Annotated in this window: 11 protein-coding genes and 1 other RNA gene; 4 read left to right on the top strand and 8 right to left on the bottom strand. The window is 56.9% G+C overall.

Going from position 1 to position 12144, the window contains the following annotated elements; genetic code table 11:
- Positions 1 to 66: 66 nt before the first annotated feature.
- An RNA gene (ffs, locus tag ACQG0S_RS05070) (signal recognition particle sRNA small type) lies at positions 67 to 163 on the bottom strand.
- A 170-nt stretch (positions 164 to 333) separates the two neighbouring features.
- On the opposite strand from ffs, the gene ACQG0S_RS05065 reads away from it, so the two are divergent.
- Entirely contained in the window at positions 334 to 645 is a 312-nt protein-coding gene (locus ACQG0S_RS05065) for an MGMT family protein (protein ID WP_022647260.1), read from the top strand.
- 37 nt (positions 646 to 682) lie between these two features.
- On the opposite strand, the gene ACQG0S_RS05060 is transcribed toward ACQG0S_RS05065, so the two are convergent.
- Positions 683 to 1210, bottom strand: a complete 528-nt coding sequence (locus ACQG0S_RS05060; RefSeq protein ID WP_022647259.1) for a YbaY family lipoprotein — start codon at positions 1208 to 1210, stop codon at positions 683 to 685.
- 203 nt (positions 1211 to 1413) lie between these two features.
- Between ACQG0S_RS05060 and tesB the strand changes: the two genes are divergently transcribed.
- Positions 1414 to 2274, top strand: coding sequence for an acyl-CoA thioesterase II (gene tesB, locus ACQG0S_RS05055; protein ID WP_045307883.1), 861 nt, complete (start codon positions 1414 to 1416; stop codon positions 2272 to 2274).
- 93 nt (positions 2275 to 2367) lie between these two features.
- On the opposite strand, the gene amtB is transcribed toward tesB, so the two are convergent.
- The 5 genes from amtB to ACQG0S_RS05030 form a co-directional block, all read right to left on the bottom strand.
- The gene (gene amtB, locus ACQG0S_RS05050; protein ID WP_022647257.1) at positions 2368 to 3654 is read right to left on the bottom strand and encodes an ammonium transporter AmtB; all 1287 of its coding nucleotides are present in this window, start codon (positions 3652 to 3654) and stop codon (positions 2368 to 2370) included.
- A gap of 35 nt (positions 3655 to 3689) precedes the next feature.
- Positions 3690 to 4028, bottom strand: coding sequence for a P-II family nitrogen regulator (glnK, locus tag ACQG0S_RS05045; protein ID WP_006809867.1), 339 nt, complete (start codon positions 4026 to 4028; stop codon positions 3690 to 3692).
- A 211-nt stretch (positions 4029 to 4239) separates the two neighbouring features.
- Positions 4240 to 6021 (bottom strand): SmdB family multidrug efflux ABC transporter permease/ATP-binding protein, encoded by a 1782-nt coding sequence (locus ACQG0S_RS05040; RefSeq protein ID WP_023299457.1) that lies wholly within the window; start codon positions 6019 to 6021, stop codon positions 4240 to 4242.
- Positions 6014 to 7768, bottom strand: coding sequence for a SmdA family multidrug ABC transporter permease/ATP-binding protein (locus ACQG0S_RS05035; RefSeq protein WP_023305589.1), 1755 nt, complete (start codon positions 7766 to 7768; stop codon positions 6014 to 6016). Before ACQG0S_RS05035 ends, ACQG0S_RS05040 begins: the two co-directional genes overlap by 8 nt.
- 30 nt (positions 7769 to 7798) lie before the next feature.
- The gene (locus ACQG0S_RS05030; protein WP_022647254.1) at positions 7799 to 8257 is read right to left on the bottom strand and encodes an Lrp/AsnC family transcriptional regulator; all 459 of its coding nucleotides are present in this window, start codon (positions 8255 to 8257) and stop codon (positions 7799 to 7801) included.
- A gap of 115 nt (positions 8258 to 8372) precedes the next feature.
- Between ACQG0S_RS05030 and ACQG0S_RS05025 the strand changes: the two genes are divergently transcribed.
- The gene (locus ACQG0S_RS05025) at positions 8373 to 9419 is read left to right on the top strand and encodes a PLP-dependent cysteine synthase family protein (protein WP_048966742.1); all 1047 of its coding nucleotides are present in this window, start codon (positions 8373 to 8375) and stop codon (positions 9417 to 9419) included.
- Between the two features lie 41 nt (positions 9420 to 9460).
- Here the strand turns inward: ACQG0S_RS05025 and cof are convergent, their stop codons facing one another.
- The gene (cof, locus tag ACQG0S_RS05020; RefSeq protein ID WP_022647252.1) at positions 9461 to 10279 is read right to left on the bottom strand and encodes an HMP-PP phosphatase; all 819 of its coding nucleotides are present in this window, start codon (positions 10277 to 10279) and stop codon (positions 9461 to 9463) included.
- 101 nt (positions 10280 to 10380) lie between these two features.
- Between cof and ACQG0S_RS05015 the strand changes: the two genes are divergently transcribed.
- Positions 10381 to 12081: an SgrR family transcriptional regulator gene (locus ACQG0S_RS05015; RefSeq protein ID WP_045622308.1), complete on the top strand. Its 1701-nt coding sequence runs from the start codon at positions 10381 to 10383 to the stop codon at positions 12079 to 12081.
- Positions 12082 to 12144 lie beyond the last annotated feature (63 nt).

Genomic DNA, 12144 nt, shown 5'->3' with positions numbered 1-12144 from the left:
ATAGGCACATAATTGAGAAGGTTTATATAGGGGGAAACTTCAGAGAAGAACACAAATGGGTGGGGGCCCTGCCAGCTACATCCCGGCACCCACGTCGTCTGCCCTGGCTGCTTCCTTCCGGACCTGACCTGGTGAACAGAGTAGCGTTGCGGGAGAACCAACAGAGCCCCCATTGAGAGCGTTGATAACCAACGCGCTGGCGCATTATCCCTGTGGAGCACCTCAATTGCAAGCCGCTGGCAACTGGATGCTGGATTATTGCGCAAACTGACCCGACAATCTTCTTTATCTTCGTATAACATTACCCTTCGCTGATTTCCCGCTGGAGAAACAATGGACGAACACGACTCTTTCCCACAGCGAGTGTGGCAAATCGTGGCCTCGATTCCGGAAGGCTGTGTCACGACCTATGGGGAAGTCGCCCGACTGGCGGGCTCTCCGCGCGCAGCGCGTCAGGTTGGCGGCGTGCTAAGAAGGCTTCCGGAGGGAAGTACGTTACCATGGCACCGGGTCGTTAATCGCCATGGCGCCATTTCCCTCACCGGGCCAGACTTGCAGCGCCAGCGTCAGGCATTACTCTCAGAAGGGGTACAGGTGTCCGGGACGGGACAGATAGATATGCAGAAGTATCGCTGGGAATACTGACGCCCTCTCCCGTCAAAATGAAGAGGGCGAAAGAAAGTTACAACTGTGTTGGCGGTGTAGGCAAGGTCGGCTGATTGGTCTGCGTTGCCACAGGCACTTCAGTCTGCTGCACCGGGACCAGGGTCAGGTCGATTTTGGTGCCCCCTTTGTTGACCGCTTCCTGCACGGTATCGGTGATAAAGACCAGCTTATCGTTGATCGTTACCGCCGCGCTCAGGAGGATACGCGCGTTAGGCTGAACGTCAGACGGGTTGTACGGCAGCACGAAGCTGAACGGCGCCTGTTTACCCTCTGTACGAACTGCACGCTGTGCAAGGACTTTAGACGGTGCATCCGCCAGTGACGCATCGGATAACGTGACCGTTAAAACCGCGTCCGGCGGCAGAGCGACTTTCTGTTTGATCCAGATGGTACCGGACACGTTAGGCTGTCGAATAGCTTGCTGTGAAAGAGTGTTAATCCCGTTTGGGGTCGCCGTTGGTACCGCTACATCGGCACTCTTATCCGCACAGGCGGACAACGCCACCGCCATTGCAACACCGCTTAACATAGGCACGAGTTTCATTGAAGTCTCCTTATCATCAATGCACCGGCGGGATCGATCCCATCCGATGTCGTTTTATTCACATAACGTAAACAAGTGTGGCACAAATCACGGATTTATGCCTAATTTTGCCCAGGTATTAAGATAATTCTACCCATCGGACCACTATCGTTTCTGCGTTATACTCAGCGTATCTTTCGCCACGGCGTTTATTGAGGACCACTATGAGTCAGGCACTGAACAATCTGCTGACATTGCTGAACCTGGAAAAAATAGAAGAAGGGCTTTTTCGCGGACAAAGCGAAGATTTAGGCTTACGCCAGGTTTTTGGGGGCCAGGTCGTGGGGCAAGCGCTATATGCCGCTAAGGAGACTGTTCCGGCAGACCGTCTGGTGCACTCATTCCACAGCTACTTTTTACGCCCCGGTGACAGCGCTAAACCGATTGTGTACGACGTGGAAGTTCTGCGTGACGGCCAAAGCTTCAGCGCTCGCCGTGTGGCGGCCATCCAGCATGGGAAACCCATCTTCTACATGACCGCCTCCTTTCAGGCGCCAGAGCCGGGCTATGAGCATCAAAAACAGATGCCGTCTGCCCCATCGCCGGACGATCTGAAATCGGAAACCGAAATTGCCCGTACACTCGCACATCTGCTGCCGCCGCAGGTAAAAGAGAAGTTTCTGTGCGATAAACCGCTGGAGATCCGCCCGGTCGAATTTCATAACCCAATGAAGGGGCATACTGCTGAGCCCACCCGCCAGGTGTGGATCCGCGCCAACGGCAGCGTACCGGCAGACTTGCGCGTGCATCAGTATCTGCTGGGTTATGCGTCGGATTTCAACTTCCTGCCGGTTGCGCTACAGCCGCACGGCGTGGGATTCCTGGAAAAAGGGATGCAGGTCGCCACGATTGACCATTCCATGTGGTTCCATCGTCCTTTCGACATGAACGAGTGGCTGCTTTACAGCGTAGAAAGTACCTCTGCGTCCAGCGCACGCGGTTTTGTTCGCGGGGAGTTTTACACCCAGGATGGTGTGCTGGTGGCTTCTACCGTGCAGGAAGGTGTGATGCGTAATCGCGGGTGAGGTAAAAAGCCCGGTCGCTACGCTTACCGGGCCTGCAAATTTCACTTTTTCAGGCCGGGTAAGGCGAAGCCACCACCCGGCAAGGCACTCAAATTATGCGTTGTACGCATTCTCGCCGTGGCTGTTGACGTCCAGACCTTCGCGCTCCTGCTCTTCCGGTACGCGCAGCCCCACGGTCATATCGGCCAGCTTGTAGCCGATAAAGGCCACAACGCCCGACCAGACAACCGTAATCGCGATACTTTCAAGCTGGACCAGCACCTGATGCATCATGGTCACGCCTTCAGCATAACCCACGCCGCCCAAAGATTGTGCAGCAAAGATACCGGTCATGATACAGCCGATAATGCCGCACACACCGTGTACGCCGAATACATCACACGGATCGTCAACGCGCAGAATACGTTTCAGTGCGGTAACGCCCCACAGCCCCGCCAGACCCGCGACGATACCGATCAGCAATGCGCCGCCCACGCCCACGTAACCGCATGCTGGCGTAATACCTACCAGACCGGCAATCGCCCCAGAACAGGCACCCAGCAGGGATGGCTTGCCGCGAACGGCCCACTCGCCAAATACCCATGAGAGGATGGCCCCGGCAGTTGCCACCACGGTATTCACGAAGGCCAGCGCGGCGATTTCGTTAGCGGCGCTGGCTGAACCTGCGTTGAAGCCGAACCAGCCAAAGTAGAGGATGGCGGTGCCGGTAAAGACCATCGGCAGGTTGTGCGGCTTAAATGCTTCTTTCCCGAAGCCCACGCGCTTGCCAATCAGGTATGCGCCTACCAGGCCGGCTACGGCGGCGTTGATGTGAACAACGGTGCCGCCCGCAAAGTCCAGAGCGCCATGGGAAGCCAACAGACCACCGCCCCAGACCATATGCGCAATCGGGACATAGGAGAGCGTCAGCCAGACCACCACGAAAATCAGTACCGCAGAGAAGCGGATACGCTCAGCCAGCGCGCCCACAATCAGCCCCACGGTGATGCACGCGAATGAGCCCTGGAACGCGACATGAATATACTGATAGAAGCTGCCCATTACCGCGGTCAGTTCGATATTTTTCAGCATCGCCCAGTTAACGTTGCCGAAGAAGGCGTTACCCTCCCCGAAGGCCAGCGAGTAACCGTAAACCACCCACAGCACGCACACCAGCGCGAACGTGACGGCAACCTGCGTCAGCATGGAGAGTACGTTCTTGCCGCGGATCAGGCCGCCGTAAAACAGCGCGATCCCCGGAATCGTCATGAACAGCACCAGCGCGGTGCAAATCATCATAAAGGCATTATCGGCTTTGTCTGCCACAGCAGGTGCAGCCATTGCCAGGCCCGGCAGCAGTGCCAGCGAACCCAGACCTGTTTTCATTGTTGCTTTCATCATTTTCTCGATCCCTATCACTGTGTGCCAGGAGTTACTTACAACGCCGCTTCGTCAGATTCGCCGGTACGGATGCGAATGACGCGCTGTAGTTCGGCAACGAAAATTTTGCCGTCGCCAATTTTTCCGGTGTAGGCCGCTTTGCTGACGACATCAATCACCTCATCAAGCTGATCGTCGGCAATCGCCACATCAATCTTCACTTTTGGCAGGAAGTTAACGCTGTATTCCGCCCCGCGATAAAGCTCGGCATGACCTTTCTGACGCCCAAAGCCTTTCACTTCGGTGACAGTCAGTCCCTGAATACCCATGGAAGACAGCGCTTCACGCACGTCTTCGAGTTTGAATGGTTTGATTACCACCGTAACCAGCTTCATATATCCCCTCCAGTCAGAATTCGGTAATGGCCGCAGCTAACACGAGAGGGATATTGCAAAGGGTGTGCCAGAAGTGAAATGTGAGGAGGAAAGCGCCGCGGCGCGCATGCGCCGCGAAGGGGTGAAAAAAAACGCACCATGGCAGTGCAGGGTGCGTTTCAGTTTTGCACCAACGGTTAAGACTGTTAGCGCATTGCCTTGTTATGGTGCATCAGGCGCTGAGCGACTCCTCCTCGCGCACGCTGGCGGCCAGCTCGTCGCCTGCCAGCTGCAACTGATACATCTGCCAGTAGCGTCCTTTCGCCTCGAGCAGCGCTTTGTGCGTACCCCGTTCAACGGCCTGGCCACGGTGCAGCACCAGAATGGTATCGGCATCGACGATCGTTGAGAGGCGGTGAGCGATCACCACCAGCGTAGTACGATCCCGCACGGCAGCCAGCGCCAGCTGGATCGCCTGTTCGGTACCGGAGTCGATGCTTGCGGTCGCTTCATCCAGAATCAACACCTGCGGCGTCTCAATCAGCACGCGCGCCAGCGCCAGGAGCTGCTTTTGCCCGACAGAGAGGTTATTGCCTTGCTCGCCCAGCCGGGTATTGATCCCCTCGCTTAACCCGCGCGCCAGATCTGCCAGCTGCACCGTTTCCAGCACCTCCCATACCTGCTCAGGCGTGAAAGATCGTCCCAGCGTCACGTTGGCATAAAAGGTATCCGCCAGCACTACCGGATCCTGCTGCACCATCGCGACGCCTTTACGCAACGCGTTGTGGCTAAGCGCGGAAAGAGGCCGTCCATCCAGACGGATCTCCCCCTGCGTCAACGGATAGTAGCCCATCAGCAAACTGGCGAGCGTGCTTTTGCCGCTGCCGGTATGCCCAACCAGGGCGACAAAACCGCGCGACGGTACCTCGAGGTTGATATCCTGCAAGACAAGCTGATCGTCGCGGTAGGCAAACGAGACATGATCAAACGCTATGGATCCACTTTCCAGCGGACGTTCATCATCGCCATAGGTCTGACGCGGCCTGTCCATCAGCTCAAACACACGCTCACCCGCGACTACCGCCTGTTGCAGCATCGATTGCTGCGTAGTGAGTTCAATCAGCGGTTCGTTAAGACGGCCAAGGTAACTGATAAACGCGTACAGCACTCCCACCTCAATGGTTCCACGCGTCGTCAGGCCAAACAGCATCAACATCCCGCACAGCACCAGCGCAGAGAAGAGGCTCAGCAGCGGGCGTAACAGGAAGCCGTCCAGACGTAACGTCTGCATCCGCGCCATATAGTGCGAACGGCTGGCTTCTCCCATTCGCTCGCCAAAACGCGCCTGCTGGCGAAACTGCTGGATAACGCTCATGCCGTTGATCACTTCGTTGAAGCCATCATTGATATCTGCAAGGTAAGCGCGCACGCGACGAACAATCGGCGTGCTGTAGCGCTGATAAATAACCATCACAATCAGCACCGCCGGGAAAATAGCGATCGCCACCAGCGCCATCCGCCAGTCCAGACTGAACATCGCCACCAGCATCGCGCCAATCAATGCGGCACTGCGCAGAACCGTTGCGACAACAGTCACATAAAGGTCGCGGATCACCTCGGTGTCATTGGTGACGCGCGAAATAACCTGCCCGACCGGCTGGGTATCAAACTCGCTCAGCGGCTGGCGCAGCGCGGCATCCATCACATCCGTGCGTAGCTGCTGGACCACGCCCACGGCGGCCCGGTTAAACAGCAGCGACTGCGCATAGTGCAGTCCCGCCGCCGTCAACTGTAGCCCGACATACGCCACACCCAGCCCCGCCACCAGCCCCAGCGGCAGATAGCTTTTCGCCACCATGTTATCGATAAAATAGCTGATAAGCAGCGGACCGGTCACCTCCGCAATCGCGGCGATCCACAGTAACAGCACGGCAATGGAAAGCGGTTTGCGCCACGGTGAGCCATAGGCGAGCAGCCGTTTTAACGTCGGCCACATCTGTCCAAACTTACGCATCGGTGACCTCCTCATCCAGCGCAGCTTCAAGCTGTTGATAGCGGTACATATCCCGATACCAGCCGGCCTGCCCGGCGAGCTGTTCATGTTGACCACGTTGGGCAATATGCCCGTGCTGAAGCACCAGAATTTCACTGGCTTCGGTAAGGGCCGACAGACGGTGCGCGCTGATGATGACCGTGCGCCCCTCCCCCCATTGGCGAAGGTTATGCAGAATTTGATGCTCGGTACGCCCGTCAACCGCGGACAGCGCATCATCCAGAATCAGGATCTCAGCGTCCAGCAGCAGCGCGCGGGCAATAGAGATACGCTGTTTTTGTCCACCGGAGAGCATAACGCCCCGCTCACCCACTTCTGTGTCGTAGCCCTGCGGCAGGCGCAGAATATCCTCATGGACGCTGGCTAAGCGCGCCACATGCTCGATCTGGTCCTGTGTCGCCGTCGGGCACCCGAGCGCGATATTGTTGGCTATGGTGTCTGAAAACAAAAACGGCGTCTGGCTGACGACCGCCAGGCGGCTGCGCCAGTCATCCAGCAGCAGACGTGGCAGGGAAACGTCATGGAAACGGATATCGCCTTCGCTCACGTCAAAATGGCGCTGAATCAGTGACAGAATGGTGCTTTTACCGGAGCCCGTCGGGCCGCAGATGCCCAGCATCTGACCAGGACGCAGCGTGAAACTGACGTTTTCAAGCACCGGATGTTCCGTTTGCGGGTAGATGAAGACGCGGATATCAGCCTTCAGAACACCCGGACCTTCCGGTACCGGCTCGCTGCCATCGTTCACTACCGGTACTTCCGCCAGCATGGCGCGGATACGGCTGTAGGCGGCGCTCCCACGTTCAACGATGTTAAACATCCAGGCCAGCGCCAGCATCGGCCAAATCATCAGCCCGAGGTACATCGCAAAGCTGGTTAACTGCCCGAGGGTCATGGTGCCTCGCACCACCATCCAGCTGCCGCCGCCCACCGCCAGCAGGTTCGCCATGCCAATCGCAATATAAATTGTCGGATCAAAGCGGGCGTCTATACGCGCCACGCGCATGTTTTTCGCGCCGGTATCGGCGGCGTCGGCCGCAAACAGCGCGGACTGCCTGTCTTCCAGACCAAACGCTTTGATCATGCGGATGCTGGTCATGCTCTCCTGGGTGCGATCGTTTAACGACGAGAACGCCGCCTGCGCCAGCTTAAAGCGTTCATGGAGCTGCTCGCCGTAGCGGTTAATCGCCAGCGCCATCAGCGGCATCGGCAGCAACGCCAGCAGCGTGAGCTCCCAGCTAATTTGCGTAGACATCACAATCAGTACCGCACAGCCCATCACCAGGGAATCCACCAGCGTTAACACCCCTTCACCGGCGGCAAACACCACACGGTCCACATCGTTAGTGGCGCGGGCGATGAGATCCCCGGTACGGTGACGCAGATAAAACTCAGGGTGCTGGCGGCTCAGCTGGCGGTAAAAGTCCTCGCGCAGCTCAACGGCAAGCTGATAGGACGCGCCGAACAGCAGCACGCGCCAGACATAACGCAGCAGGTAAACCACCACGGCCGTCAACACCAGCGTACCGACCCACATCATCACCCGTGCGGCGGTGTAATGTTGTTCCGTAACACCATCCACGACGTATCCCACCACTTTGGGCGGGATCAGTTGCAAAATGGCAATGATAATAAGCAGAGCCACCGCGCCGAGGTAGCGTTGCCACTCCCGACGAAAGTACCAGCTTAATTGGGCAAATAATCGCACGCGGTCTTTTCCTGAAGATATTTTATGAAGTTATTCAATGGGTAACGCTGTGGTGTATTTAATCTGTTCCATGGCGAAACTGGAGGTGACATCGGACAAGCCCGGTACGCTATTGACCAGCCGCTTGTAAAAATCATCGTAGCGCTTCATGTCTGCCACCTGAACGCGCATCAGATAGTCGTATTCCCCCGCCATGCGCCAGAAGCCGAGCACCTCGGGCATGTCGGAAACCTGGGTGACGAAGCGGCTGTACCATTCGCTGCTGTGATGCTGCGTTTTTATCAGGACGAAGGCGGTCAGTCCAAGCCCCAGTTTTTCGGGGTCCAGCAGCGCCACACGTCCCAGCAGAATGCCATCGTCTTCCAGCTTCTTGAGGCGCTTCCAGCACGGTGTGGTGGTCAGATTAACGGCATCTGCCAGCGCCTGCAAAGAGAGGGTGCAGTCGCTTTGCAGCAAAGAGAGCAGCTTGCGGTCAATTTTATCTAGCATATCCACCTCCCAGAGAAAATTATTCTCCTTACATTCTATTTTAAAGGCCAGATAGCAACAATTTTTTCTGTGCTTTTCGCTATGCTGGGCACAAAATGACAAACGGATAACTACGATGAATAGCACCTGGGTTAAACATGCCATCAGCGAAATAAATGCCGACTATCAGCGCTCGGCAGACACCCATTTGATCCGCCTGCCTTTGCCTGGATTTCCCGGCATTCAGCTTTACCTGAAGGATGAAAGTACCCATCCTACCGGCAGCCTGAAGCATCGCCTGGCGCGTTCACTCTTTTTATACGGTTTATGTAACGGCTGGATTAAAGAAGGCACCACGATTATTGAATCGTCGTCCGGATCAACTGCCGTCTCAGAGGCCTACTTTGCCCGCCTGCTGGGCCTTCCGTTTATCGCTGTGATGCCCTCCTGCACGGCGAAACGTAAAGTTGAACAGATCGAATTTTACGGCGGACGCTGCCACTTTGTGGAAAGCGCCTGCGAAATCTATGCGGCCTCCGAAATGCTGGCCCGCGAACTAAATGGTCACTATATGGACCAGTTCACCTTCGCCGAGCGCGCCACCGACTGGCGCGGCAATAATAACATTGCGGACAGCATTTTCCGCCAGATGACCCACGAGCCACATCCCGTCCCCTCTTACATTGTCATGAGCGCGGGCACGGGCGGAACCTCCGCCACCATCGGACGTTATATCCGCTGTCAGGGTTATGATACGCAGCTGATGGTGGTTGACCCTCAGAACTCGGTGTTCCTTGATTACTGGCAATCTCGCGATGCCAGCCTGCGCAGCCCTGTGGGGAGCAAGATCGAAGGAATTGGTCGCCCGCGCGTCGAACCCTCGTTCATTCCGGACGTTGTGGATGAGATGCTCCGCGTGCCGGACGCCGCCAGCGTCGCGACGGCGCACTGGCTGGAGAAACAGCTTGGCCGTAAGGTCGGAGCCTCTACCGGCACCAATATGTGGGGGGCGCTACAACTGGCCGCGAGAATGCGTGAAGAAGGCCTTAGCGGCTCTGTCGTCACGCTGCTGTGCGACAGCGGGGAACGCTACCTGGACACCTATTACAACGCAGAATGGGTACAGGCCAATATTGGCGATGTTGAACCGTGGAAAGCGCAGATTTTGCATCTGGTGAAATAAAAAAAAGCCAGGCTTTAGCCTGGCTTGCTGGAAGGATCTCGCTATTCGGGGGAATATGGGAGGTTATTTTTGTCCAGCCAATGCGTCAAAAAATGGGACACCGCTTCGTTACGACAGTGTCCGATAACCGGTAAATGCGGGAGCGCGGCGATAAGTTGCGGCATCGCGTTCCCCATAATCAGACCACGGCCTACGCTGCTCAGCATCTCGTGGTCGTTCATGGCGTCACCAAAGGCCATACAGTCCTGCATCGTCAGCCCCAGACGATCGCTCAGCACCGCCAGCGCAGATCCTTTGTTACAGCCCACCGGCAGCACTTCAAGACAGTCCACCGCCGAGAAGGTCAGGTGCGCCCGGTCGCCCAGCGCCTCGTTAAGCTGAATACGCAGGCGGCAGAGATCGTCGTGATCGCCGCAGAAGCAGATCTTGGTTACCTTGTGTGCCGGAATGCGGCGCAAATCGATGAGCTGATATTTAAAGCCGCTGTAAACGTGAGCGTGCAGCAAGGCCGGGATCTCACGCCCGGTAAACCAGCCTTCATCGTTAAAAACATGCACGCTGGCCTGCGTATCCCAGGTGCTGTGCAGGACGATGTTCGCCACTTCCGGATCCAGATCCTGACGGTGCAGCACATCGCCCTCGACGGAGTGAATGCGCGTCCCGTTGCCGGTGATCAGGAACGCATCGAGGGCAAATGTTCCCAGCAGATGGCGCATCTCCAGCACATGACGACCAGTGGCAAACGTCAGGGTGACTTCACGCTCGCGCAGGCGCTTAAGTGTGTTCAGGGTTTTCTCCCCTAAACGGTGATCCGGCATTAACAGCGTGCCGTCCATATCAAATGCAGCGAGCCGAGCCATAATTACTCCCGAAATGTGATGCGGTTAACTTGTGCATCAGTATTACGTGAGATATACGGAAGTAATAGTGAATAGATGATAATTATTGTTCCGGGTTTTTCATGCGCCAGCTTAACCGTCTTAACCAGTATCAGCGTCTGTGGCACCCCTCCGCCGGCGCAACGCAGCAGGTGACCATCAGTGAACTTGCCAGCCGCTGCTTTTGCAGCGAGCGACATGTACGCACCCTGCTGCGCCAGGCGCAGGAGGCGGGCTGGCTAAGCTGGCACGCCCGCTCCGGACGAGGAAAGCGTGGGGAATTACGCTTTCACGTCACCCCGGATTCGTTGCGTAATACGATGATGGAAGAGGCCCTGAAAAGTGGACAGCAGCACAACGCGCTGGAGCTGGCCCAGCTCGCGCCTGAAGATTTGCGATCGCTGCTGCATCCGTTTATGGGCGGGCAATGGCAGAACGATACGCCGACGCTGCGTATTCCCTACTATCGCTCGCTGGAGCCGCTTCAGCCGGGGTTTCTCCCTGGCCGGGCGGAGCAGCATCTGGCGGGACAGGTATTCTCTGGTTTGACGCGTTTTAATGGTAACAGCAGTGAACCCACGGGCGATCTGGCGCATCACTGGGAAGTCTCTGCTGACGGCCTGCGCTGGCATTTCTACATACGCTCCACCCTGCACTGGCATAACGGCGATAAAATAGAGACGGCACAGCTCAGGCAAAGCCTGACGGCGCTGCTATCGCAGCCCGGCATGGACACGCTTTTCCGCAGCGTCTTACGTATCGAAACCACGCATCCGCAAAGCCTGACGTTTATTCTCCATCAACCTGACTACTGGCTGGCGCACAGGCTGGCAACCTACTGTAGCCGTCTGGCGCATCCCGATTACCCCGTGGTGGGCAGCGGTCCCTTTCGGCTGAGCGTTTTTGAGCCTGAACTGGTGCGTCTGGAAAGCCACGAGCAGTATCACCTTGGTCATCCGTTACTTAAGGCTATCGAGTACTGGATCACGCCCCAGCTTTTTGACTACAGTCTGGGCACCAGCTGTCGCCACCCGGTGCAAATCGCCATTGGCGAGGCCGACGAGCTGGCCAGCCTGCGGCTGGTGAGTAACAGCACCAGTCTGGGCTTCTGCTACCTCACGCTGAAACAAAGTCCGCGTCTGAGCGAACTTCAGGCAAAGCGGCTGATTAATATCATTCATCTCTCAACGCTGCTGCATACGCTTCCCCTGAACGAAGGGCTCATCACTCCTACCGAGGAACTGCTTCCCGGCTGGGCGATCCCCCAATGGCCTGATTTAACCGACGTTGTGCTGCCAGAGGCATTGACGCTTGTCTACCACCTGCCGGTTGAGCTTCACACCATGGCCAGCCAGTTAAAAGCATACCTTGCGCGGCAGGGCTGTGAACTGACCGTCATCTTTCACGACGCCAAGACGTGGGACGGTTGCCAGCAGCTTGCCGATGCAGACATCATGATGGGAGACAGACTGATTGGCGAAGCGCCAGCGTACACCCTTGAGCAATGGCTCCGCTGCGATGCGCTCTGGCCGCATCTGCTGAGCGCACCGGCATACGCCCATTTGCAGGCCACACTGGATGCGGTGCAGACGCAGGCCGACGAACGTGACCGACACGCAGGACTTCAGGCTATCTTCAGCCGATTAATGGAGACAGCCGTCCTGACACCGCTCTTTAACTACCAGTATCAAATCAGCGCTCCTCCGGGCGTCAACGGAATACGCCTTAACACTCGCGGCTGGTTTGACTTCACCGAAGCCTGGCTTCCTCCACCAAACGCGTGAAGAAGCTGGTCGCCGCTTTAGCCAGGCGTTAACATGACGCTTTTACCGTAACTGTCGAGATGA

Source organism: Enterobacter cloacae complex sp. 418I7, from assembly GCF_050030705.1.
In the GTDB taxonomy this organism is placed as follows: Bacteria; Pseudomonadota; Gammaproteobacteria; order Enterobacterales; family Enterobacteriaceae; genus Enterobacter; species Enterobacter intestinihominis.
Note: the sequence above shows the minus strand (reverse complement) of the source record. Positions and strands in the feature narration are given on the sequence as shown.